We start from the raw sequence: 25,164 nt of genomic DNA on the forward strand, positions 1-25,164 counted from the left end.
GACCGTCAGGCGGGAGGTTAAACGCCTTTTAATCCGGCAAACGCCTCCGCTGCACGGGTCACATTCACTTTCGTCACCTCATACTCTGCCACCGCGACAAACGGATCTTCCGCTAAGATCGCCTCCAGCGCTTCACGTTCCATCTCCCTGACCAGCAGCGCGTCAACGTCTTCTATCGGACGAAAATAATTCAGAAAGACCACGTACCTATCAGACCATCACACTTTGGGATTGCTCAGTTCGCTGATCAGCGGCAGCAGCACGCGGATGCTGTCGCGGGTTCGCACGGCTATCTGACCCGGCAGCCAGCGGTCGATATAGCTCAGATTATCCAGGTCAGTCTGATGACGGGTCACGCCATCAGGAAAGTGCGGGCTGCGATGACGCTGCAGCGCGCCATCTTTGTTACCCAGCGTCCAGTTGCTGGCGGTGACATCCAGCAACGGAAAGCCCGCCTTGTCGAAGGCATTCAGACCGTTAAAGTCCTTGCGATTCAGCTGATGACTGGCGGCGGGAATGCCCTGCTGACGCGCCAGTAGCAGGGCGCGATCGCTGGTCTGCTTGCGCACCGCCCTGGGCGTGTTCATGCCGCTATTGAAATAGAGATGATCGCCGGTGATCAGGCTGTTGAGATCGATGACCAGCAACGTGTTCTTCTTTTCGCGCGCGCTCATACGCTCAACATAATCATCCATGCCGTGCAAATCCATTTCTCCGGCGCTCAGGGCTACAAAGCGGATGCCATAGTGCAGCGGCTTGCGACTCAGCTGCTGTGCCAGCTCCAGCATCACGCCAAGGCCGGACGCATTATCGTCAACACCCTGCAGCCGTAAGCCACCCAGATTATGATGGACCTGGTTGCTGTTTTGCGGCGTCCAGGTATCCAGATGCGCCACGATCAGAATCTCCTGCGGCACGCTGCCTGCGCGCGCAGCAATCACCGAAGTGGCCGTGAGCTTATGCCAGCGCTGCGTGCCGTCATCTTCCTGCCACTTATAGCCGGTGTTGAACTGGCGGGTATTGGTTTTATAACCCAGCGCGGTAAATTGCTGTTGCAGGTAGTCAGCGGCCATCAGCTCAGCCGGACTGCCGCTCATGCGGCCAGGGAAATAAGTGGCGATGTGCCGGACCTGCTGTTCGGCAAACTGGCCAGTTTGCGAGGCCAGCGCCAGCGGGGAAATGAGTGCGCCAAAAAAAGCTGTCGCTACCCTCAAGCGGAGGGAACAAAACATAATGCATCCTTCTTTTCATTATCCGGGAGGCGTGCTGCATGCCGGCCAGGGCCAGTCATGTCGCGCGTATTATACTCTTTTTGTTCTGCGACCTGGTTAGCGGAATCGGGCGCTGCGTGAACAGAAAGAAGCGACGCGCACTTATCGCTGGCACTTATCTGCTTTTACAGCCGCAGGAACGAGTGCGAATCTGTGAACCTGTTCACGAAAAAGGCATTAAATTTCATCTGCTAAGACCAAATTGTTCTGTGCTTTGCGGCGTCGTTATTCCATTCGGTAACTACTCATTCCAATTCGTAATTTCATCTGGATAAACCCAGCGACGTATAGTCGCGTTAATACAAAGTTAAAACATCAGGGTTAACGTGGACTATTTGCCTCTTTTTGCCGATCTCTCTGGCCGCCCGGTTCTGGTTGTCGGCGGTGGAGATATTGCGTCGCGAAAAATTGAACTGTTGCGTCGTGCGCGTGCGCGCGTTCTGATCGCCTCTCGTGAACTTTGCCCTGAACTGCAGGAACTGCTGGATAAGCAGGAGCTGGAGTGGCTGGCGACCGAATTTGATCCGTCCCAGCTGGATGGCGTTTTCCTGGTGATTGCTGCCACCGATGACAACCATCTCAACGCCCAGGTGTTTGAAGCCGCTAACGCGCGGCATAAGCTGGTTAACGTGGTGGATGACCAGCCAAAATGCACCTTCATCTTCCCCTCGATTGTTGACCGCTCACCGCTGGTGGTGGCGATCTCCTCCAGCGGCACTGCACCGGTGCTGGCACGCATGCTGCGCGAAAAAATCGAAACGCTGCTGCCCGCCAGCCTCGGCCAGATGGCAGAAGTGGCCGGACTCTGGCGCGATAAAGTCAAACAGCGCTTCAGCCGCATGTCTGATCGTCGGCGCTTCTGGGAAAGGGCTTTTAACGGCCGGTTCGCCAGTGAGATGTCAGCCGGTAACGTCGAAGAGGCGAAACGCACGCTGGACCGTGAACTGCAGGAAGAGCCGACCCGCCAGGGCGAAATTTTTCTGGTGGGAGCCGGGCCTGGTGACAGCGGCCTGCTGACGCTGCGCGGGCTGCAGGTGATGCAGTTAGCCGATGTGGTGCTCTATGACCATCTGGTCAGCGAAGAAGTACTGGATCTGGTGCGCCGCGACGCCGATCGCATCTGCGTCGGCAAACGGGCCAGCGCACACACGTTGCCGCAGGAAGAGATAAACCAGTTACTGGTTTCACTGGCGCTGAAAGGCAAGCGTGTTGTCCGCCTTAAAGGTGGTGATCCGTTTATCTTTGGCCGTGGCGGCGAAGAACTGCAGGCGGCGCAGCAGGCGGGCATTCCTTTCCAGGTGGTGCCGGGCGTTACCGCGGCTGCCGGGGCGACAGCCTATGCCGGTATTCCGCTGACCCATCGCGATTACGCGCAGAGCGTGATGTTTATTACCGGTCACTGCCGTCCCGATGGGGATGACATTGACTGGCCATCGCTGGCGCGTGCGCGTCAGACGCTGGCGATCTACATGGGAACGGTTAAAGCGGCTGCCATCAGCCAGGCGCTGATTCAGCACGGTCGTGCGCCGTCAACGCCGGTGGCGGTAATCAGTCGCGGCACCCGTCAGGATCAACAGGTGCTGACCGGCACCTTAGAACAACTTGAGGCGCTGGCCGCCTCAGCACCTACTCCGGCGCTACTGGTGATCGGCGAGGTGGTTAATCTGCACGGGCAACTCGCCTGGTTTAAACATTCGGCACAGCAGGGGGCTCGCGAGTCCGCCGTTGTCAATCTGGCTTGAGGGAAAATCATGGACCAAAAACGACTCACTCATCTGCGTCAGCTGGAGGCGGAGAGTATTCACATCATTCGCGAAGTCGCGGCGGAGTTCAGCAACCCGGTGATGATGTACTCCATCGGTAAAGACTCTTCGGTGATGCTGCATCTGGCGCGTAAAGCCTTCTATCCAGGCACGCTGCCATTTCCGTTACTGCATGTGGATACCGGCTGGAAATTCCGCGAAATGTATGAATTTCGCGACCGCACCGTGAAAGCGATGGGCGCAGAGTTGCTGGTTCACCGCAACCCGGAAGGTGTGGCGATGGGGATTAACCCGTTTGTCCACGGCAGTGCTAAACACACTGACATTATGAAAACCGAAGGGCTGAAGCAGGCACTGAACAAATATGGTTTTGATGCGGCCTTTGGCGGCGCACGTCGCGATGAAGAGAAGTCACGTGCCAAAGAGCGTATCTACTCCTTCCGTGACCGCTTCCATCGCTGGGACCCGAAAAACCAGCGCCCTGAGCTGTGGCACAACTACAACGGTCAGATCAACAAGGGCGAGAGCATCCGCGTCTTCCCGCTGTCGAACTGGACCGAACTGGATATCTGGCAGTACATCTTCCTGGAAAACATCGAGATCGTACCGCTCTATCTCGCCGCGCCACGTCCGGTGCTGGAGCGTGATGGCATGCTGATGATGATCGACGACGATCGCATCAACCTGCAGCCGGGTGAAGAGATCACCCAGCGGATGGTCCGTTTCCGTACGCTCGGCTGCTGGCCGCTGACTGGTGCAGTCGAGTCCGAAGCGCAGACGCTGCCTGAGATCATCGAAGAGATGCTGGTTTCCACCACCAGCGAGCGTCAGGGCCGCATGATCGATCGCGATCAGTCCGGTTCGATGGAACTGAAAAAACGCCAGGGTTATTTCTAAGGAGACGCCAGATGAATACCGTAATTGCACAACAGATCGCTGACCAGGGCGGCGTTGAAGCCTGGCTGACCACTCAACAGCACAAGAGCCTGCTGCGTTTTCTGACCTGCGGCAGCGTTGACGACGGAAAAAGTACGCTGATTGGCCGTCTGTTGCACGATACCCGTCAGATCTATGAAGATCAGCTTTCCTCGCTGCACAACGACAGCAAACGCCATGGCACCCAGGGCGAGAAACTCGATCTGGCGCTGCTGGTAGATGGTCTGCAGGCTGAGCGTGAGCAGGGCATTACCATTGATGTGGCCTACCGCTACTTCTCGACTGAAAAGCGTAAATTTATTATCGCCGACACGCCGGGACATGAGCAGTACACCCGTAATATGGCGACCGGTGCATCTACCTGTGATCTGGCGATCCTGTTGATCGATGCGCGTAAAGGCGTGCTGGATCAGACCCGTCGTCACAGCTTTATCTCGACGCTGCTGGGGATCAAACACCTGGTGGTGGCGATCAACAAGATGGATCTGGTGGAGTACGATCAGGCACGCTACGAGCAGATCAAACAGGATTACCTGGATTTTGCTGGCCAGCTGCCGGACGACCTCGATATCCGCTTTGTGCCAATGTCGGCGCTGGAAGGGGATAACGTGGCCTCTGCCAGTCAGACGATGTCGTGGTACAGCGGCCCGACACTGCTGGATGTACTGGAGACTGTGGAGCTGAAGCGCGTCGTCGATCATCAGCCGATGCGTTTCCCGGTGCAGTATGTCAACCGTCCTAACCTGGATTTCCGTGGCTATGCCGGTACCCTGGCATCAGGCAGCGTGCAGGTGGGCCAGCGCGTTAAAGTACTGCCGTCTGGCGTGGAGTCGACCATTGCCCGCATTGTGACCTTTGATGGCGATCTGCAGGAAGCGGGCGCAGGCGAAGCGATCACCCTGGTACTGCAGGATGAGATTGATATCAGCCGTGGCGATCTGCTGGTCGATGCCAGCGAAACGCTGGCTGCGGTTCAGTCTGCCAGCGTTGACGTGGTCTGGATGGCAGAACAGCCGCTGCAGGCCGGTCAGAGCTATGATCTGAAAATCGCCGGTAAGAAAACCCGTGGTCGGGTAGAGAAGGTGCTGCATCAGGTCGAGATCAACTCGCTGGAGACGCGTCAGGTTGATGCACTGCCGCTGAACGGTATAGGTCGCATTGAGTTAACCTTCGACGAACCGATGGTACTCGACAGCTATCAGCAGAACCCGGTGACCGGCGGCATGATCTTTATCGATCGCCTGACCAACGTCACCGTAGGTGCCGGCATGATTCATCAGCCAAACCATGATGCCCCGGTTAACGCTGGTGAGTTCAGCGCATTTGAGCTGGAACTGAATGCGCTGGTGCGCCGTCATTTCCCACACTGGAATGCACGCGATCTGCTGGGCGGCCAATAATGGCTCAGCACGATGATAACGTGGTGTGGCATGACCATCCCGTAACACGTGCCTCACGCGAACAGCAACACGGTCATCAGGGCGTGGTGCTGTGGTTCACCGGGCTTTCGGGCTCGGGGAAATCCACAGTCGCAGGTGTACTGGAGCAGTCGCTGCATCGCATTGGTGTCAGCACCTATCTGCTGGATGGTGACAATGTGCGTCACGGCTTGTGTCGTGACCTTGGCTTCAGCGACGATGATCGCAAAGAGAACATCCGGCGGGTCGGCGAAGTGGCGAAACTGATGGTGGATGCCGGACTCGTGGTGCTCACTGCTTTTATTTCACCGCATCGCGCTGAGCGCCAGATGGTGCGCGACCTGCTGGAACCGGGTCAGTTTATTGAGGTATTTGTCGATACGCCGTTAGCGGTGTGTGAAGCGCGCGACCCGAAAGGGTTATACCGCAAAGCACGCGCTGGTGAGCTGCGTAATTTCACCGGTATCGACAGTGTGTATGAGGCGCCCGAAAGCCCGGAAATCCAGCTGGATGGCGAACAATTGGTTACAAAACTGGCCGCCCAATTGTTAGACGTGCTGCGCGACCGCGATATCATCAGATCCTGAAGAGACAGCGGCAAATCGCTTCGGGTTTGCCGCCCTCGCAACAACAGGATGCCTATGCAGAACATCACACCCATGCTCGCTCGTAAAGATGACTCCCCCCAGGATGAGCCACGCTCATTGCTGCCGGGCGGCGTTATCGGCTTACTCGCTTACTGGTGTGCGCTGGCACTTCCTTTCCTGCTGTTCGGCTCTAACACCCTGTTCTTCTTTCTCTATACCTGGCCATTCTTTCTGGCGCTGCTGCCGGTTGCCGTGGTCACGGGCATCGCACTGAACACGCTGCTGAGCGGACACTGGCTCTGGGCCGCCCTCGCCACGGTCATTATGGTGGTGACTCTCTTCTGGTTAATGTTCTCTTTTCTCTCCGGCTGGTAAGCCATTACGGCGTCCGCGCTGATGTGCAAACGCATCGGCAGGTTACAAAGCTTTTCCCGTCAGAATCGGTACTGATTACACAGACGCGCAGCAAAGCGCGCCATTTTCGCCGCTGGTGTGGAGTCCTGTGCAAAGTTATGGGATGATTGGGCCGTTTTTAGGGGGCGGGATGGGAAAACTGACGTTACTGTTATTGGTGCTGCTTGGCTGGCTACAATATTCGTTGTGGCTGGGGAAAAATGGCATCCATGACTATACGCGCGTCAATGATGATGTCGCGGTGCAACAGGCAAACAATGCCAAACTTAAATCGCGAAACGATCAGCTGTTTGCCGAAATTGACGATCTCAATGGCGGCTCGGAAGCGATCGAGGAGCGCGCACGCAATGAACTGGGCATGATTAAGCCCGGTGAGACTTTCTATCGTCTGGTGCCTGACCAGAGCAAACGCAACGCGCAACAAGCAGCGCTCAACCAACAACGATAAAACATGAACACTCTGGCCTCCCTTGCGGATGTGATTGCCGTGGTGCCTGCTGCCGGGATCGGCAGCCGCATGCAATCAACCTGTCCGAAGCAGTATCTGACGATTGGTCAGCACACCCTTCTGGAACACAGCATTGCGCGTCTGTTTTCCCATCCCGCCATCAAACAGGTGATTGTCGCCCTCAGCCCTGATGATCAGCATTTCGCTTCGCTGCCGCTGGCATGCGATCCTCGCGTGCTCAGGGTCACAGGCGGAGAGACCCGCGCCGAATCGGTGCTGGCCGGATTGCAGGCCGCACAGGGTTCCGCCTGGGTGCTGGTTCATGACGCTGCACGTCCCTGTCTGCATCCCGACGATCTCCAGAAACTGCTTAACGTGCGTGAACAGAGCCACGTGGGCGGAATTCTCGCTGCACCAGTGCGCGACACCATGAAACGGGGCGAGCCAGGCAAAGACGCAGTGGCCCATACCGTGGAACGCGACGATCTCTGGCACGCCTTAACACCGCAATTTTTCCCGCATGCGCTGCTTACTGCCTGCCTGACGCGGGCGCTGACAGAAGGCGCAACCATCACCGATGAAGCCTCGGCGCTGGAGTATTGCGGTTACCATCCGCTGCTGGTCAGCGGACGCAGTGATAACATCAAAGTCACCCGGCCAGAGGATCTGGCGCTGGCGGCTTTTTATCTGAATCAGATTCAATTAAAGGAGAGCGCATGATGCGTATCGGTCACGGTTTTGACGTTCACGCCTTTGGCGGAGAGGGTCCGTTAGTGATTGGCGGTGTGCGGATCCCGTTTGAACACGGTTTTATCGCCCATTCGGATGGCGATGTGGCGCTGCATGCGCTGACTGACGCGCTGCTTGGCGCAGTGGCAATGGGTGATATCGGCAAGCTGTTCCCCGACACCGATCCGGCCTTCAAAGGAGCCGACAGCCGCGGCCTGCTGCGTGAAGCCTGGCGTCGTATCGAAGCCAAAGGCTATCGCATCGGTAATGTCGACGTTACGATTATTGCTCAGGCACCGAAAATGCTGCCGCACGTGCCGCAGATGCGCATCAATATTGCAGAGGATCTGGGCTGCCATATGGACGCGGTCAACGTTAAAGCGACCACTACCGAGAAACTCGGCTTTACCGGGCGCGGCGAAGGCATCGCCTGCGAAGCGGTCGCGTTAGTCCTGAAAGCTGACAGCCAATGATTCTGAATTACCTGCACGGCACACCCATGGCTTCTGGCGTGATCAAAGCCAATCCGGAAGATTTCGTGGTGCTTGAAGATCTCGGTTATAGCGCGGATGGTGAAGGTGAGCACTTACTGGTGCGCATCCGCAAAGTCGGCGCCAATACCCGCTTTGTAGCGGAGGCACTGGCTAAGTATCTCGGTATTCATCAGCGCGACATGAGCTATGCCGGGATGAAAGATCGCCATGCGGTGACAGAACAGACGCTCTGTTTTCGTCTGCCGGGTAATGCAATGCCCGACCTGCGCGGTTTTGCGCTGGAAGGGATCGAGATACTTCAGGCGGTGCGCCACAAACGCAAGCTGCGCATCGGCGCGCTGGCAGGGAATGCGTTCCGTCTGGTCATCCGCCAGATCAGTGACCGTAATGCAGTCGAAACGCGACTGGCGCAGATTCGCGATGCGGGCGTACCCAACTATTTTGGTGAACAGCGCTTTGGCCGCGGTGGCAACAACCTGGTGATGGCGGAAAAATGGGCGCGCAATGAAATCATTGTTCGTGACCGCAACAAGCGCAGCCTGATGCTCTCTGCCGCGCGCAGTGCGCTGTTTAATCAGGTGACCAGTGCGCGTCTGCAACAGCAGGGCGGCCTGACTCAGGTGCTTAACGGCGATGCTTTACAGCTGACCGGACGCGGCAGCTGGTTTGTCGCTCAACCTGATGAACTTGAAGAGTCACAGCGCCGGGTTGATCAGCATGAGCTGCGCATTACCGCGCCGCTACCCGGACGTGGTGAGCCGGGCCCGCAGGCTGACGCGCTTGCCTTCGAACAGCAGGCGCTGGCGAATGACACGCTGCTGCTGGGACTGATTGAACGTGAAAAGGTTGATGCAGCCCGTCGCGCCATGCTGATGGTGCCGCGCGATATGCAGTGGAGCTGGTGGGATGACGTCACGCTGTCGCTGTCATTCTGGCTGCCCGCAGGCAGCTTTGCGACCAGCGTGGTTCGTGAGTTACTGACCCCCGCAGACTCGCCCGATCAGATTGATGAGTAATCTTCGCCGCAACCTGACCCGCTGTGTGGGTAATGTTGCGGCAAACCCCCACTGTCGTGTGATTTACGCCTACCACTTCCTGGCGCGCCTCGCTAGAATGCAAAAATCGCTGTCCATTTCTCACCTGTTGCCATGCAGTTAAAACAGGTTCAGTCACGGCGACCAGTCGAATAAAAAAAGGTCAGAACGAAATGCGGATATTGCTCAGCAACGATGACGGCATTCATGCGCCAGGCATTCAGACTCTGGCGAAAGCCCTGCGGCAGATTGCTGATGTACAGGTTGTTGCCCCCGATCGTAACCGAAGCGGTGCCTCAAACTCATTAACGCTGGAAACACCTCTGCGTACGTTCACCCATGAAAACGGTGATATCGCGGTTCAGATGGGGACGCCGACCGACTGCGTCTATCTGGGGGTGAATGCGCTGATGCAGCCGCGTCCCGACATTGTGGTATCAGGCATCAATGCTGGCCCCAATCTGGGCGACGATGTGATCTATTCCGGCACAGTGGCGGCAGCAATGGAGGGACGACATCTTGGCTTACCGGCAATCGCGGTGTCGCTCAATGGCCATCAGCATTACGACACCGCAGCGGCGGTGACCTGCGCACTCCTCAGGGCGCTGACGCATGAACCGCTGCGTACCGGCCGCATTCTCAACATCAATGTCCCTGATCTGCCGTTGTCCGAACTAAAAGGTATCCGCGTGACGCGCTGTGGCAGCCGCCATCCAGCGGATCAGGTGATTGCGCAGCAGGATCCGCGCGGCAATACCCTCTACTGGATTGGACCACCAGGCGAAAAGCTCGATGCGGGTCCGGATACGGATTTTGCTGCCGTGGATCAGGGCTACGTCTCGGTCACCGCGCTGCATGTCGACTTAACGGCGCACAGCGCGCAGGACGTGCTCAGTGACTGGCTGGCAAAAGCTGAGGTAAACCTGGCATGGTGAATCGGCGTATTGAGACACTGCTGTCACAACTGTGTCAGCAGGGCATTGATGATGAAAACCTGCTGAAAGCCATTAGCGAGGTCCCGCGCGAACGTTTTATTGACGAGGCGTTCGAGCATAAAGCCTGGGACAATGTTGCCCTGCCTATCGGCTCTGGCCAGACGATATCTCAGCCTTATATGGTCGCGCGGATGACCGCGCTGCTGGAACTTAATCCGCATTCTCGCGTACTTGAGATTGGGACGGGTTCAGGTTATCAGACGGCGATTCTTGCCTATCTGGTGGACCATGTCTATTCAGTGGAACGCATCAAAGGGCTGCAGTGGCAAGCTAAGCGTCGCCTGAAACAGCTGGATCTGCATAATGTCTCGACCCGTCATGGCGATGGCTGGCAGGGCTGGCCTTCACGTGGCCCGTTCGACGCCATTATCGTCACTGCCGCACCACCGGAAATTCCGATTGCGCTGATAGCACAACTGGCAGAAGGCGGCATCATGGTGCTGCCGGTTGGCGAAGATCAGCAGGTACTGAAGCGCCTGCGTCGTCAGGGCGAAGAGGTCACAGAAGAGATCATCGAACCAGTACGTTTTGTCCCACTGGTGCAGGGCGATCTGGCCTGACCCTCTTCGTATTTCTTCACAACTGTTTCATGGCACCACGTACCTGATGTTGTTACTATCCGGTTTATACAACGAAAACGCAGATTTTATCGCGCCGCGCAGAGTATCCTGCTGGCAGATACAGTGAAACAGATAGATCAGAGTTGCCATCACGGGGGATTAATGAGCACGGGAAGCACACTTTTTCAGTTACGCCGTCTGGCGGCGCTTTCACTGGTAGGTTTTTGGCTGGCAGGCTGCAGCTCCAGCGACAATTCACAGGCCCCCATCAGTCGCGTTGGCGATAATGGCGGCATGAACACAAACCAGTCTGGAGCAGACACGGTTTCAGGCGGCGTTCCTGCCACACCAGCCCAGGGACAAATGTTAAGCAAAAATTCAGCATCTGTCCCCGCTACTGGTGGAATGATTAGTACCAACAGTAATGTTGAGACGCAGAATGGCCGGATTGTTTACAATCGCAGTTATCAGAACATTCCTAAGGGTAGCTACTCCGGTGAAACTTATACCGTTAAGCGAGGCGACACATTATTTTACATCGCCTGGATTACCGGCAACGATTTCCGTGATTTAGCCCAGCGCAACAATGTTCCTGCGCCATATGGCCTGAATGTCGGCCAGACTTTACAGATTGGCAATGGGTCGGGTCAGCCGATTACCGGCGGCAATCCCATTACCGTTGCTGATGCAACGCAGGGCGGGGTTCCGGCGGCACCGCAAATTAAAGCGCCTGTTGTTGCACAGCAACCTGTTATTACGTATTCTGATGATTCGGGTAATTCGGGTGGCAGCAAATTGTTGCCTTCGAAAGGAGCAAATGTTGCAACGACAACAGCTCCAGTGGTTACCGCACCCCCAACGGTTAGCAGTACAACCAACAGTTCAACGCCGGTCGGAAGCTGGCGCTGGCCGACTGACGGGAAGATTATCGATAACTTCTCTGCCGCCGAAGGTGGCAACAAAGGCATCGATATCGCCGGGACGCGCGGACAATCTGTTGTGGCCACTGCTTCAGGACGAGTGGTTTACGCAGGTAACGCACTCCGGGGTTACGGTAATTTAATCATCATTAAACACAACGATGATTACCTGAGCGCCTACGCCCACAACGATACAATGCTGGTTCGGGAACAACAGGAAGTTAAGGCGGGGCAAAAGATCGCTACCATGGGTAGCACCGGAACCAGTTCAGTCAGATTACACTTTGAAATTCGTTACAAGGGGAAATCCGTAAACCCGTTGCGTTATTTACCGCAGCGATAATCCGGCAGAACAAAACAGATGTATGTTCTGCCCTGGAATCACGGGTAGGAGCCGCTTATGAGCCAGAATACGCTGAAAGTAAACGAGTTACATGAGAACGCGGAATTCGATGAGAACGGAGCTGAAATTTTTGACGAGAAGGCACTCGTTGAAAACGAAGCCAGTGATAGCGACGTAGCGGAAGAAGAGTTGCTATCACAGGGTGCGACGCAGCGTGTATTAGATGCGACGCAGCTCTATCTCGGGGAGATTGGCTATTCTCCGTTGTTAACGGCAGAGGAAGAAGTTTTCTTCGCTCGCCGTGCATTGCGGGGTGATATCCCTTCCCGTCGCCGCATGATCGAAAGTAACTTACGCCTGGTGGTAAAAATCGCCCGTCGTTACAGCAATCGTGGTTTAGCTCTGCTGGACCTGATTGAAGAAGGTAACCTCGGCCTGATTCGCGCCGTAGAGAAATTTGACCCGGAGCGCGGGTTCCGTTTCTCAACGTACGCCACCTGGTGGATTCGTCAGACTATTGAACGGGCGATAATGAATCAAACCCGTACCATTCGTCTGCCAATTCACATTGTGAAAGAACTGAATGTTTATCTGCGTACTGCGCGTGAACTTTCTCATAAACTCGACCACGAGCCGAGTGCAGAAGAGATCGCCGAACAGCTGGATAAACCGGTTGATGACGTAAGCCGCATGTTACGTCTTAACGAACGCATTACCTCGGTTGATACGCCATTAGGCGGTGATTCTGAAAAAGCGCTGCTGGACATTCTGGCCGATGAGAAAGACAACGGCCCGGAAGACACCACGCAGGACGATGATATGAAACAAAGCATCGTCAAATGGCTGTTCGAACTGAACGCCAAGCAGCGTGAAGTGCTGGCACGTCGTTTCGGCCTGTTGGGCTATGAAGCGGCAACGCTTGAGGATGTAGGTCGTGAAATCGGCTTAACCCGTGAGCGTGTACGCCAGATTCAGGTTGAAGGTTTGCGCCGTCTGCGTGAAATCCTGCAGGCGCAGGGCCTCAGCATTGAAGCACTTTTTCGTGAATAATCGTTTATAAGATTATCTGAGTACGAATGCAAAAAGCGATGGTGAAAACCATCGCTTTTTTTATGTCTGCAGAAAAGTGATTGCGGGTAAACAAAAGCACCGCACCGCGCATTAAGCGGTGCAGCGTATTATCAGACCAGCGATTTAAGACGATAAATCCAGTCGAGCGCCTGACGCGGTGTCAGTGTATCCGGATCCAGGGCCTCAAGTGCCTCTACGGCAGGCGAGGTCTCTTCGACCAGCAGCGGCAGCTGAGAACCATCGACCGTCGATGACGCGGAATGATTTGAAACGTTCTCCAGTTCCTTCAGCTTGTTGCGCGCCCGCTTAATCACCTCTTTGGGGACGCCAGCCAGTGCGGCTACCGCCAGACCATAACTCTTACTCGCGGCTCCTTCCTGCACGCTGTGCATAAAGGCGATGGTGTCACCGTGCTCAACGGCATCCAGATGGACGTTGACCACGCCTTCCATTTTTTCCGGCAGGGTGGTCAGCTCGAAGTAATGGGTGGCAAACAGCGTCATCGCTTTGATGCGGTTCGCCAGGTTTTCGGCGCAGGCCCAGGCCAGCGACAAACCGTCATAGGTGGAGGTTCCGCGTCCAATCTCATCCATCAACACCAGGCTGTTTTCAGTGGCGTTGTGCAGGATGTTGGCGGTTTCGGTCATCTCAACCATAAAGGTTGAGCGTCCGGAGGCGAGGTCATCAGCGGCACCGACGCGGGTAAAGATGCGATCCAGCGGGCCAATCAGTGTCTCATCGGCTGGAACAAAACTGCCAATCCATGCCATCAGCGCAATCAGCGCGGCCTGCCGCATATAGGTACTCTTACCGCCCATATTGGGGCCAGTAATGATCAGCATTCGGCGCTGGGGTGCCAGGGACAGCGGGTTGGCAATAAACGGCTCTTTCAGGACCTGTTCAACCACCGGATGGCGACCGCCGCTGATTTTAATCCCGGCTTTATCCTGCAACACCGGACGACAATAATTCAGCGACCAGGCGCGTTCCGCCAGGTTGCTTAACACATCCAGCTCTGCCAGCGCGGCAGCACTGAGCTGCAACGCTTCAAGATGCGGCAGCAGCTGATCGAACAGCGCCTCATACAGGCTTTTCTCCAGCGACAGCGCTTTGCCCTTAGAGGTGAGAACTTTGTCTTCGTACTCTTTCAGTTCCGGGATGATATAGCGCTCAGCGTTTTTCAGGGTCTGACGACGGACATAGTGCATCGGAACCTGATGACTCTGCCCACGGCTGACCTGGATGTAATAGCCATGCACACCGTTAAAACCAACTTTAAGGGTATCCAGTCCCAGCTTCTCGCGTTCGCGAATCTCCAGCCGATCGAGATAGTCGGTTGCGCCATCGGCCAGCGCGCGCCACTCATCCAGCTCTGCGTTATAACCGGGCGCAATCACTCCGCCATCACGGATCAGCACCGGTGGTGACTCAATTACCGCCTGCTCCAGCAGCTCACGTAACGCGGTGAACTCGCCCATCTGTGTGCGCAGTTTCTGCAGCTGCGGTGCTTCGACATCGGCCAGCAACTGGTTCAGTTCTGGCAGTTGCTGAAATGCATGACGCATGCGGGCCAGATCGCGCGGACGTGCTGTACGCAGCGCCAGGCGGGCCAGGATTCGCTCAAGATCGCCGACCTGACGCAGCACTGGCTGTAGCACGTCGCTGAGATTTTGCAGCTCAGCAATCGATTCCTGACGCTGGTTAATGATGCGCGCATCGCGCAGCGGCATATGCAGCCAGCGCTTGAGCATCCGGCTGCCCATCGGCGTGACGGTTTTATCCAGTACGGCCGCTAAGGTGTTGTCGGTGCCACCGGCCAGGTTCTGGGTAATCTCCAGATTACGGCGGGTGGCGGCATCCATGATGATGCTGTCCTGTTGCCGCTCCATGCTCAGCGAGCGGATGTGCGGCAGCGTGGTGCGCTGAGTATCTTTGACATATTGCAGCAGGCAGCCCGCCGCACTCAGTCCGAGGTGTGCGCTCTCCACGCCGAAGCCATTGAGGTCACGGGTGCCAAACTGCAGGTTCAGCTGCTGGCGCGCGGTATCAATCTCAAATTCCCACAGCGGGCGGCGGCGCAGGCCACGTCGCTGATCGATCAACGACATAGCCTGAAAATCTTCGGGATAGAGCATCTCAGCCGGATTGGTGCGCTGCAGCTCTGCCGCCATGGTTTCTGCATCGGCAGGTTCGCTCAGGCGAAAACGGCCGGAGCTGATATCCAGCGTGGCGTAACCAAAACCGCGCGGGCTTTGCACAATCGCTGCCAGCAGATTGTCGTGCCGCTCCTGTAGCAGCGCCTCATCACTGATGGTGCCTGGCGTGACGATACGAACCACTTTACGCTCAACCGGGCCTTTGCTCAGCGCCGGATCGCCTATCTGCTCGCAAATGGCTACGGACTCGCCCAGTTGAACCAGTTTAGCCAGATAGCCTTCCACCGCATGATAGGGTACCCCGGCCATCGGAATCGGTTCGCCCGCTGACGCACCGCGTTTGGTGAGTGAAATCTCCAGCAGCTGTGAGGCGCGCTTCGCATCGTCATAAAACAGCTCGTAGAAGTCACCCATACGGTAAAACAGCAGAATGTCAGGATGCTCTGCCTTGAGGCGAAGGTACTGCTGCATCATGGGCGTGTGAGAAGGAAAGTCCTTTTCAGTTGGCTCTTGCATAAGGTTTTGACTCATCTTTAATGCGGTAAATTTCTGGGGGTCAACGCCCATGAAACCGAAAGGGATTCCAGGCGTGCAGGATAGTCAGATGATAACGAATAGGGCAGGGCATATGCCAGCCTGATACATCGCCCTGATCCTGACCGGGTGTAACCTGAAGGGCATCCTGGCAAATGTGGCGGCGGCTGGCGACATAAAAGAGCCTTTTTTCAGGACTCTGACCCGGGGCTGCGAGGTGGCTCGCGATTTCTGCGACAGTTTACGGTGGGCAGGGCGGCAATGCACCGCATCAGGGTGGGGGGCGGGTTAGTGCAGCCCGTTCTGCAGCGCCCAGACGGCGGCTTCAAGCCGGGATTTAAGGTTCATCTTTTTCAGCAGATATTTGACGTGGACCTTGACTGTGCTTTCACTGATGTCCAGTTTGCGGGCAATCGCTTTGTTGGTCATCCCGTCGCTGATCAGTTGCAGGATGTCGCGTTCACGGCGGGTCAGCTGATTGATATCGCGCATCTGAGCAGGTTGCGCTTCGCGTAATCGGGCAACCAGAATCGGAGTCAGCGCTTCGCTCAGCACGATTTGCCCGGCAGCAGCCTGATGCAGCGCTTTTAGCAAGGCTTCCGGTTCCATATCCTTCAGCAGATAGCCATCCGCGCCGCGCTTCAGCGCGCAGACTACATCCTCTTCATTATCTGAAACGCTGAATACCACCACCCGGCCAGAGAGAGCAATTTCACGCAGCTGGGTCAGGGTATCCAGTCCGTTCAGACCCGGCATATTAAGATCAAGCAGGATCAGGTCGGGATCATGCTGCTGTGCCAGCGCCAGTCCATCGATGCCATTACCCGCTTCGGCAACCACCTGCAGTCGGTCATCCAGCGCAATCAGCTGCTTTAACCCGTTACGCAGCATGGGATGGTCGTCGATCAATAAGAGCGTGAATTTCTCTGTCGCCACAATGGCTCCTGTTCCTGTCATATTCGCCGGCCTGAGCGGGCGGGAGGCCTATCTTACCGATGAAGCGGGGTCACTATATACACCTAATGGACTACTCCTTTATTTCCATTCTGGCTCCCTTTTGCTGATGGCATCTGTCGCCTCAATTAAACCGCATGATTTATAAGGGTTATCCGGATTCATTAAACTACTTAACCGGGACAGGCTGGGGTTGCCACACCTTCGTAACCTGCCTTGCCGTTGATTTGTATCAAGCACGCCGCCAGGCCGGATGCGCAGGATATGCACAATTATTATTCTGCTGATGAGAGATTTATGACCCAATCCGCCTCTTTGCAAACCCCGACGCGCGGCGCGTTAATTCAGGACTGGCAACCGGAAAACGATGCGTTCTGGCAGTCACGCGGTAAACGTATCGCCAGCCGTAACCTGTGGATTTCTGTTTTCTGCCTGTTGCTGGGCTTCTGCGTCTGGATGCTGTTCAGCACCGTCGCGGTGAACCTGAACAAAGTTGGCTTTAACTTCAGTACCGAACAGCTCTTTTTACTGACCGCGCTGCCGTCGGTCTCCGGTGCCTTGCTGCGCGTCCCTTACTCTTTTGTTATTCCTATCTTTGGCGGACGCCGCTGGACCGCCTTCAGCACCGGTATCCTGATTATTCCCTGCCTGTGGCTTGGTTTTGCCGTGCAGGATAGTCAGACCTCATTCGCGACTTTCATGGTGATTTCACTGCTGTGCGGTTTTGGCGGCGCTAACTTCGCTTCGAGCATGGGCAACATCAGCTTCTTCTTTCCCAAAGCCCGCCAGGGCGGCGCGCTGGGCATCAACGGCGGCCTCGGTAATCTTGGCGTCAGCGTCATGCAGTTTGTCGCGCCGCTGGCGATCTCCTGCGCCATCTTTGGTTTTGCTGATGTGGGTCATACCACCGTCACCGGCGACAGCCTCTGGCTGGAAAATGCGGCCTGGATCTGGGTGCCGTTTCTGGCAATCGGCACGCTGGCAGCCTGGTTCGGCATGAACGACCTGGCAGCGGCGAAATCCTCGCTACGTGAGCAGTTGCCGGTGCTGAAACGTCCACACCTGTGGGTCATGGCGCTGCTCTATCTGGCGACCTTTGGTTCCTTTATTGGTTTCTCTGCCGGTTTTGCCATGCTGACGAAGACACAGTTTCCTGATGTCGTGATCATGCATTACGCCTTTTTCGGTCCGTTGATTGGCGCGCTGGCCCGTTCAGCAGGCGGCATCATATCTGACCGCCTCGGCGGAACCCGCGTCACGCTGGTCAACTACATCCTCATGGCGCTGTTTGCCGCGCTGCTGTTCCTCACCCTGCCGGGTAACGGACATGACGGTTCGTTTATCGCCTTCTTCGCCGTATTTATGGGCCTGTTCCTGACCTCCGGTCTGGGCAGCGGCTCCACCTATCAGATGATTGCGGTGCTCTTCCGCAAGTTGACGCTGGAACGTATCAAAGCCGAGGGTGGCGACGATACCCTGGCACAGCGTGAAGCGGCGACAGAAACCTCGGCTGCGCTGGGCTTTATCTCTGCGATTGGCGCGCTGGGCGGCTTCTTTATTCCGCAGACCTTTGGCCTGTCGCTCGCCATGACCGGTTCACCCGCTGGCGCGATGAAAATCTTCCTGGTCTTTTACCTCTGCTGTATCGCCGTGACCTGGGTGGTTTACGGGCGAAAAGCACGCGCCTGATAACGACAAAGCCGGTGTGGCGCACCGGCAAAATTTTACTTTCTGTGTCGCGACAGATGCAGAGTCAGCAATGTCATACCAGGCCTTCAGGAGTATTCCGGATGAGCAAGTTTCTTGATCGATTTCGTTATTTTAAACAGCTGGCTGAGCCGTTTTCCGGCCAGCATGGCCAGACCTTAAACAGTAATCGCGACTGGGAAGATGGCTACCGCAGCCGCTGGCAGCACGATAAAATTGTGCGATCCACCCACGGTGTTAACTGTACCGGCTCATGCAGCTGGAAAATCTACGTGAAAAACGGTCTGGTCACCTGGGAGACCCAGCAGACCGACTATCCACGTACCCGTCCCGATCTGCCCAACCATGAGCCGCGCGGCTGCCCACGCGGTGCCAGCTACTCCTGGTATCTTTACAGCGCTAACCGCCTGAAATATCCGCTAATGCGCAAGAAGCTGATTCAGTTGTGGCGTGATGCGAAAGCGCAGCACAGCGATCCGGTGGATGCCTGGGCATCCATTATCAGCAATCCTGAAAAGGCCAAAAGTTACAAGCAGGCCCGTGGACGCGGTGGCTTTGTTCGCTCCAGCTGGCAGGAAGTGAACGAGATGATCGCCGCCGCGAACATCTGCACCGCGAAGACCTATGGCCCTGACCGTATTATGGGATTCTCGCCGATTCCGGCGATGTCGATGGTCTCTTACGCTGCCGGCGCACGTTACCTGTCACTGATTGGTGGCACCTGCCTGAGCTTCTACGACTGGTACTGCGATCTGCCACCTGCGTCACCGATGACCTGGGGTGAGCAGACCGACGTGCCGGAATCGGCCGACTGGTACAACTCCTCATACATCATTGCCTGGGGCTCGAACGTGCCGCAGACCCGTACCCCGGATGCGCACTTCTTTACCGAAGTCCGCTATAAAGGGACAAAAACCGTGGCGATCACCCCGGACTATGCTGAAGTCGCGAAGCTATGCGACCAGTGGCTGAGTCCGAAGCAGGGCACCGACAGCGCGATGGCGCTGGCGATGGGCCACGTGATGCTGAAAGAGTTTCATCTTGATCGCGAAGTCAGTTATTTCCGCGACTACGTACGTCGTTATACCGATATGCCGATGCTGGTCATGCTGGAGCCCCGTGAGGGTGGTTACTACGCGGCGGGCCGTCAGCTGCGCGCCAGCGATCTGGTGGATGGCCTGGGTCAGGAAAATAACCCGGAATGGAAAACCGTGGCGCTGGATCAGGCGACCGGTGAACTGATTGCACCGCAGGGCTCTATCGGCTTCCGCTGGGGCGAAAAAGGCAAATGGAACCTGGAGCAGCGTGACGGCCTGTCACAGAAGGAAGTCGAGCTTCAGCTTAGTCTGCTCGGCAGCCACGATGAGGTGGTTGAGGTTGGTTTTCCTTACTTTGGTGGCATCACCAGCGAGCATTTCAACAGCGTCGCGCTGGATGAGATCCTGCTGCACAAGCTGCCGGTAAAACGTCTGCAGCTGGCCGATGGCAGTGAAGCGTGGGTCACCAGCGTCTACGACCTGACCCTGGCGAACTACGGTCTGGATCGCGGTCTGGATGATGCCAACTGCGCGCAAAACTACGACGAGATTAAAGCCTATAGCCCGGCCTGGGCGGAACAGATTACAGGTGTTTCGCGTCAAAACATCATTCGCATTGCCCGCGAGTTTGCCGAAAACGCAGAGAAAACCCGTGGCCGTTCAATGATCATCGTTGGTGCCGGTATGAACCACTGGTATCACATGGATATGAACTACCGTGGCCTGATGAACATGCTGATTTTTTGCGGCTGTGTCGGTCAGAGCGGGGGGGGCTGGGCGCACTATGTTGGCCAGGAGAAACTCCGTCCGCAGACCGGCTGGACTCCGCTGGCTTTTGGCCTCGACTGGCAGCGTCCGCCACGTCAGATGAACAGTACCTCTTTCTTCTATAACCACTCCAGTCAGTGGCGCTATGAAACCCTGGCCACCAGCGAACTGCTGTCACCGCTGGCGGACAAAAGCCGTTACAGCGGCAGTTTGATCGACCTTAATGTTCGTTCTGAACGCATGGGCTGGCTCCCTTCCGCGCCTCAGCTTAACGTCAACCCGCTGCACATCGCAGCGCAGGCGAAAGCCGCCGGTCAGTCACCGCTGGATTTCACCGTGGAAAGCCTGAAGCAGGGCACCATGCGGTTTGCCGCTGAACAGCCGGATGACCCGCAGAACTTCCCACGCAATCTGTTTGTCTGGCGTTCCAATTTACTTGGCTCATCCGGTAAAGGGCATGAGTACATGCTGAAATACCTGCTGGGCACCGAAAACGGTATTCAGGGAAAAGATTTGGGCCAGCAGGGTCGCGTGAAGCCCGAAGAAGTGGAATGGCTGGACCAGGGCGCCGAAGGCAAACTGGATCTGGTGGTCACACTCGACTTCCGCATGTCGAGCACCTGTCTCTACTCCGACGTGGTGTTGCCTACCGCTACCTGGTATGAAAAAGACGATATGAATACCTCGGATATGCATCCGTTTATTCATCCGCTTTCGGCCGCTGTTGACCCGGCCTGGGATTCCAAAAGCGACTGGGAGATCTATAAAGGCATTGCCAGAGCGTTCTCTGATCTCTGCCCTGGACATTTAGGCGTTGAAACGGATGTGGTTACGCTGCCGGTGTTGCATGACTCGCCTGCTGAACTGGCGCAGCCGTTTGAGGCAAAAGACTGGAAAAAAGGCGAGTGCGACCTGATTCCAGGCAAAACCGCGCCACACATTATGGTGGTCGAGCGCGACTATCCGGCGACCTGGGAGCGCTTTACCTCGCTGGGACCGTTGCTGGATACCCAGGGTAATGGCGGCAAAGGCATCAGCTGGAACACCAGCAAAGAGGTCGATTTCCTCAAACAGCTGAACTATGTCAAAGCGGATGGCCCGGCGGCGGGACGGCCGAATATCGACACGGCGATCGATGCAGCAGAAGTGATCCTGGCGCTGGCACCGGAAACTAATGGTCAGGTGGCGGTGAAAGCCTGGCAGGCACTGGGTGTGATTACCGGCCGTGACCACACGCATCTGGCTTTGAACAAGGAAGACGAGAAGATCCGCTTCCGCGATATCCAGGCGCAGCCGCGCAAAATTATCTCCAGCCCGACCTGGTCAGGCCTGGAAGATGAGCATGTCTCTTACAACGCCTGCTACACCAACGTCCATGAGCTGATCCCGTGGCGAACCCTGAGCGGCCGTCAGCAGCTCTATCAGGATCATGAGTGGATGCGCGCCTTCGGTGAAAGTCTGATGGTCTATCGTCCGCCCATCGATACCCGCGCGGCGGAGCCGTTGCTGAACAGCAAGCCCAACGGTAACCCGGAGAAGGCGCTGAACTTCCTGACGCCACATCAGAAATGGGGCATTCACTCTACCTACAGCGACAACCTGCTGATGCTGACGCTGTCACGCGGCGGACCCATCGTCTGGATGAGTGAAGATGATGCCCGCGAGCTGGGCATTGTGGATAACGACTGGATCGAGGCGTTCAACGCTAACGGTGCGCTGACCGCGCGTGCGGTGGTGAGCCAGCGTATACCGGCCGGCATGACCATGATGTACCACGCCCAGGAACGCATCGTGAATATCCCCGGCTCGGAGATCACCAGCCAGCGTGGCGGCATCCATAACTCTGTGACGCGAACCTGCCCGAAACCGACCCATATGATCGGCGGTTATGCGCAGCTCTCCTGGGGCTTTAACTACTACGGCACCGTCGGCTCTAACCGCGATGAGTTCGTGGTGGTGAGAAAAATGAACAACGTTAACTGGTTAGATGGGGAAGGCAACGATGCCTGCCAGGGCAGCCAGCAGGAGGTAAAACTATGAAAATTCGTTCACAGGTCGGCATGGTGCTGAACCTCGACAAATGTATCGGCTGCCACACCTGCTCGGTGACCTGTAAAAACGTCTGGACCAGCCGCGAGGGCATGGAATACGCCTGGTTCAACAATGTCGAAAGCAAACCTGGCGTCGGCTATCCGCACGCCTGGGAAGATCAGAAGAAGTGGAAGAGCGGCTGGATCCGTAAGATCAACGGCAAACTGGAGCCGCGCATGGGCAGTCGCGTCGGCCTGCTGTCGAAGATCTTCGCCAACCCGGATGTGCCTGCACTGGATGATTACTACGAGCCGTTCGATTTCGATTATCAGCATCTGCACAATGCACCTGCCGGTAAACATCAGCCGATCGCACGTCCGCGCTCGCTGATCACCGGTCAGCGGATGAAAAAGATCGAAAACGGCCCGAACTGGGAAGAGATCCTTGGCGGCGAGTTTGCCAAACGCTCGCAGGACAAGAACTTCGATAACATCCAGAAGGAGATTTACGGCCAGTTTGAACACACCTTCATGATGTACCTGCCACGCCTGTGTGAGCATTGCCTTAATCCAGCGTGTGTGGCGACCTGTCCAAGCGGCGCGATCTACAAGCGTGGCGAAGATGGCATCGTGCTGATCGACCAGGATAAATGTCGCGGCTGGCGCATGTGCCTGACCGGCTGTCCGTACAAGAAGATCTACTTCAACTGGAAAAGCGGCAAATCAGAAAAATGTATTTTCTGTTATCCACGCATCGAAGCGGGTCAGCCGACTGTTTGCTCGGAAACCTGTGTTGGCCGTATCCGCTACCTCGGCGTGCTGCTCTATGACGCTGACCGAATTGAAGAGGCTGCCGCAGCAGAAAACGAGAAAGATCTCTATCAGCGCCAGCTGGATATCTTCCTTGATCCCAACGATCCGGTGGTGATTGCGCAGGCGCTGAAAGATGGCGTCGCGCAGAGCGTGATCGACGCAGCACAGCGTTCACCGGTTTATAAAATGGCGATGGAGTGGAAGCTGGCGCTGCCGCTTCACCCTGAATACCGCACGCTGCCGATGGTCTGGTATGTGCCGCCGTTGTCACCCATTCAGTCGGTCGTGGATGGTGGGGCGCTGGCGCACACCGGCGTGCTGCCGGATGTGGAAAGCCTGCGCATTCCGGTTGAGTATCTGGCAAACCTGCTGACCGCAGGTGACACCGCGCCGGTACTGCTGGCACTAAAACGCATGCTGGCGATGCGCCATTACAAGCGCGCAGAAAGCGTAGACGGTGCGCATGACATTCGGGCGCTGGAGCAGGTCGGTCTGACTGAAGCACAGGCGCAGGAGATGTACCGTTATCTGGCGATTGCGAACTATGAAGATCGCTTTGTGGTGCCTTCAGGTCATCGCGAACTGGCGCGTGAAGCCTTCCCTGAAAGCAAAGGCTGCGGCTTTAGCTTTGGCGATGGCTGTCACGGCAGCGACAGCAAATTCAACCTGTTCAACAGCCGCCGTATCGATGCTATCGACGTTAGTAAGAAAACCACGCGTCCGGAGGATGCCTCATGATGACGCTGCGCGTGCTGTCGCGCCTGCTGGATTACCCGGATGAGGCGCTGTTTACCCACTATCCCGATCTGATCGCGGCGCTGGAAAACGCCCCTGAACTCAATCTGCAGCAGAGCGCACGGCTTTTGTGCTTCATCAGTCAGCTCTGCGCCAGGCCAATGCTGGATGTGCAGGCTGACTACTGCGAGCTGTTTGATCGCGGCCGCGCCACCTCGCTGCTGCTGTTTGAACATGTGCACGGTGAATCCCGCGATCGCGGTCAGGCGATGGTCGATCTGCTGGAACAGTACCGGGCCGACGGTCTGGAGCTGGACAGCAAAGAGTTGCCCGATTATCTGCCGCTCTACCTGGAATATCTCGCCTGTAAAAGTGATGAGGCCGCACGTCAGGGACTGGATGACATCGTGCCGATTCTGGCCTTACTGGCGGCGCGTCTGGAAGATCGCCAGAGTCCTTACGCCGATCTCTTCACGGTGTTACTGACGTTGTCCGGTAGTACGGTCGATCCTGCGGCCCTCAAACCCCAGGTGGCGCAGGAAGCGCGCGATGATACTCCGGCAGCACTCGATGCGGTGTGGGAAGAGGAACAGATTAAGTTTCTCGGCGAACAGGGCTGCGCCTCGGCCCAGCAGGCGATGCATCAGCGTCGCTTCGCCGATGCGGTCGCGCCGCAGTATCTCGATATCGCCGCAGCGACGGCGCGCACCACAGGAGAATCAGCATGAATTTTATTAACACTTTCTTCTTTGATATTTACCCCTATCTGGCCGGAACAGTCTTCCTGGTGGGGAGCTGGCTGCGCTATGACTATGGGCAGTACAGCTGGCGGGCCGGTTCCAGTCAGATGCTGGACAAAAAAGGGATGCGTCTTGCCTCTAACCTGTTCCACATCGGCATCATCGGTATTTTCTTCGGCCACATCGTCGGGATGCTGACGCCACACTGGATGTATGAATCGTTCCTGCCAATCGACGTGAAGCAGAAGCTGGCGATGATTGCCGGTGGGCTATTCGGTGCGATGACGCTGGCGGGTGGCGCGCTGCTGCTGAAGCGCCGTCTGACCAATCCTCGGGTGCGGGCGACCAGTAGCGTCGGCGACATTCTGATTATGACCCTGCTGGTGGCTCAGGCTACGCTGGGCTTACTGACCATTCCGTTCTCTGCCCAGCATATGGACGGCAGTGAAATGATGAAGCTGGTGGGCTGGGCGCAGGCGGTGGTGACCTTCCACGGTGGCGCGTCGCAGCATCTGGAAGGCGTAGCCGTGATCTACCGCGTGCACATGGTGCTGGGGATGACATTGTTCCTGCTGTTCCCGTTCTGCCGCCTGGTGCATATCTGGAGCGCGCCGGTTGAGTATCTGACCCGTCGTTATCAGCTGGTGAGAAACCGCCGCTAAACGCAGGATGGCTGCGGGGGAGACTCCACCCCGCAGCCGTTTTTA

Annotated in this window: 22 protein-coding genes; 18 read left to right on the forward strand and 4 right to left on the reverse strand. The window is 56.6% G+C overall.

What is annotated here, in order from left to right:
• Positions 1-17: 17 nt before the first annotated feature.
• The gene (locus tag ACR8BF_RS04265) at positions 18-203 is read right to left on the reverse strand and encodes a hypothetical protein (RefSeq protein WP_179898431.1); all 186 of its coding nucleotides are present in this window, start codon (positions 201-203) and stop codon (positions 18-20) included.
• Positions 204-218: 15 nt separating this feature from the next.
• Complete coding sequence (locus ACR8BF_RS04270) at positions 219-1,232, reverse strand: aminopeptidase (protein WP_179898430.1); 1,014 nt, start codon at positions 1,230-1,232, stop codon at positions 219-221.
• 365 nt (positions 1,233-1,597) lie between these two features.
• On the opposite strand from ACR8BF_RS04270, the gene cysG reads away from it, so the two are divergent.
• The 13 genes from cysG (at position 1,598) to rpoS (ending at position 12,962) form a co-directional block, all read left to right on the forward strand.
• Complete coding sequence (cysG, locus tag ACR8BF_RS04275; RefSeq protein ID WP_179898429.1) at positions 1,598-3,013, forward strand: siroheme synthase CysG; 1,416 nt, start codon at positions 1,598-1,600, stop codon at positions 3,011-3,013.
• A 9-nt stretch (positions 3,014-3,022) separates the two neighbouring features.
• On the forward strand, positions 3,023-3,931 hold the full coding sequence (cysD, locus tag ACR8BF_RS04280) for a sulfate adenylyltransferase subunit CysD (RefSeq protein ID WP_033733611.1): 909 nt from the start codon (positions 3,023-3,025) through the stop codon (positions 3,929-3,931).
• 11 nt (positions 3,932-3,942) lie between these two features.
• Positions 3,943-5,370: a sulfate adenylyltransferase subunit CysN gene (cysN, locus tag ACR8BF_RS04285; protein WP_179898428.1), complete on the forward strand. Its 1,428-nt coding sequence runs from the start codon at positions 3,943-3,945 to the stop codon at positions 5,368-5,370.
• Positions 5,370-5,975, forward strand: coding sequence for an adenylyl-sulfate kinase (cysC, locus tag ACR8BF_RS04290; RefSeq protein WP_434745588.1), 606 nt, complete (start codon positions 5,370-5,372; stop codon positions 5,973-5,975). Before cysN ends, cysC begins: the two co-directional genes overlap by 1 nt.
• Positions 5,976-6,029: 54 nt before the next feature.
• Positions 6,030-6,350 (forward strand): DUF3561 family protein, encoded by a 321-nt coding sequence (locus ACR8BF_RS04295; protein WP_313700944.1) that lies wholly within the window; start codon positions 6,030-6,032, stop codon positions 6,348-6,350.
• 169 nt (positions 6,351-6,519) lie between these two features.
• Positions 6,520-6,837, forward strand: a complete 318-nt coding sequence (gene ftsB / locus ACR8BF_RS04300) for a cell division protein FtsB (RefSeq protein WP_179898426.1) — start codon at positions 6,520-6,522, stop codon at positions 6,835-6,837.
• Between the two features lie 3 nt (positions 6,838-6,840).
• A complete protein-coding gene (ispD, locus tag ACR8BF_RS04305; RefSeq protein ID WP_434745589.1) occupies positions 6,841-7,557 on the forward strand; it encodes a 2-C-methyl-D-erythritol 4-phosphate cytidylyltransferase in 717 nt (238 codons plus the stop codon).
• Positions 7,557-8,039: a 2-C-methyl-D-erythritol 2,4-cyclodiphosphate synthase gene (gene ispF, locus ACR8BF_RS04310; protein WP_008927107.1), complete on the forward strand. Its 483-nt coding sequence runs from the start codon at positions 7,557-7,559 to the stop codon at positions 8,037-8,039. Before ispD ends, ispF begins: the two co-directional genes overlap by 1 nt.
• Entirely contained in the window at positions 8,036-9,076 is a 1,041-nt protein-coding gene (gene truD, locus ACR8BF_RS04315) for a tRNA pseudouridine(13) synthase TruD (RefSeq protein WP_434745590.1), read from the forward strand. Before ispF ends, truD begins: the two co-directional genes overlap by 4 nt.
• A gap of 191 nt (positions 9,077-9,267) precedes the next feature.
• Positions 9,268-10,029: a 5'/3'-nucleotidase SurE gene (gene surE, locus ACR8BF_RS04320; protein WP_179898423.1), complete on the forward strand. Its 762-nt coding sequence runs from the start codon at positions 9,268-9,270 to the stop codon at positions 10,027-10,029.
• Positions 10,023-10,649, forward strand: coding sequence for a protein-L-isoaspartate(D-aspartate) O-methyltransferase (locus ACR8BF_RS04325; RefSeq protein ID WP_179898422.1), 627 nt, complete (start codon positions 10,023-10,025; stop codon positions 10,647-10,649). Before surE ends, ACR8BF_RS04325 begins: the two co-directional genes overlap by 7 nt.
• Positions 10,650-10,811: 162 nt before the next feature.
• Positions 10,812-11,912, forward strand: a complete 1,101-nt coding sequence (gene nlpD / locus ACR8BF_RS04330) for a murein hydrolase activator NlpD (protein WP_179898421.1) — start codon at positions 10,812-10,814, stop codon at positions 11,910-11,912.
• Positions 11,913-11,969: 57 nt separating this feature from the next.
• Positions 11,970-12,962 (forward strand): RNA polymerase sigma factor RpoS, encoded by a 993-nt coding sequence (rpoS, locus tag ACR8BF_RS04335; RefSeq protein ID WP_003849090.1) that lies wholly within the window; start codon positions 11,970-11,972, stop codon positions 12,960-12,962.
• 131 nt (positions 12,963-13,093) lie between these two features.
• Here the strand turns inward: rpoS and mutS are convergent, their stop codons facing one another.
• Both mutS and narL read right to left on the reverse strand, forming a co-directional pair.
• Positions 13,094-15,655, reverse strand: coding sequence for a DNA mismatch repair protein MutS (gene mutS, locus ACR8BF_RS04340; protein WP_434745591.1), 2,562 nt, complete (start codon positions 15,653-15,655; stop codon positions 13,094-13,096).
• Positions 15,656-15,961: 306 nt separating this feature from the next.
• Positions 15,962-16,630 (reverse strand): two-component system response regulator NarL, encoded by a 669-nt coding sequence (gene narL, locus ACR8BF_RS04345; RefSeq protein WP_434745592.1) that lies wholly within the window; start codon positions 16,628-16,630, stop codon positions 15,962-15,964.
• A 294-nt stretch (positions 16,631-16,924) separates the two neighbouring features.
• Here narL and ACR8BF_RS04350 point away from each other — a divergent pair, with 294 nt between their 5' ends.
• The 5 genes from ACR8BF_RS04350 to narI all read left to right on the forward strand — a co-directional run bounded on the left by ACR8BF_RS04350 (position 16,925) and on the right by narI (position 25,119).
• Complete coding sequence (locus ACR8BF_RS04350; protein ID WP_313700891.1) at positions 16,925-18,316, forward strand: NarK family nitrate/nitrite MFS transporter; 1,392 nt, start codon at positions 16,925-16,927, stop codon at positions 18,314-18,316.
• Positions 18,317-18,417: 101 nt separating this feature from the next.
• The gene (locus ACR8BF_RS04355) at positions 18,418-22,179 is read left to right on the forward strand and encodes a nitrate reductase subunit alpha (protein WP_434745593.1); all 3,762 of its coding nucleotides are present in this window, start codon (positions 18,418-18,420) and stop codon (positions 22,177-22,179) included.
• Positions 22,176-23,720, forward strand: coding sequence for a nitrate reductase subunit beta (narH, locus tag ACR8BF_RS04360; protein WP_434745594.1), 1,545 nt, complete (start codon positions 22,176-22,178; stop codon positions 23,718-23,720). Before ACR8BF_RS04355 ends, narH begins: the two co-directional genes overlap by 4 nt.
• Positions 23,717-24,445 carry a nitrate reductase molybdenum cofactor assembly chaperone gene (gene narJ / locus ACR8BF_RS04365; RefSeq protein WP_179898415.1) on the forward strand — a complete coding sequence of 243 codons (729 nt, stop codon included), beginning with the start codon at positions 23,717-23,719 and terminating at the stop codon, positions 24,443-24,445. Before narH ends, narJ begins: the two co-directional genes overlap by 4 nt.
• On the forward strand, positions 24,442-25,119 hold the full coding sequence (gene narI / locus ACR8BF_RS04370; protein WP_179898414.1) for a respiratory nitrate reductase subunit gamma: 678 nt from the start codon (positions 24,442-24,444) through the stop codon (positions 25,117-25,119). The genes narJ and narI overlap by 4 nt, the downstream gene beginning before the upstream one ends.
• Positions 25,120-25,164 lie beyond the last annotated feature (45 nt).

It is taken from the genome of Candidatus Pantoea rara, assembly GCF_051136265.1.
GTDB classification, from domain to species: Bacteria; Pseudomonadota; Gammaproteobacteria; order Enterobacterales; family Enterobacteriaceae; genus Pantoea; species Pantoea rara.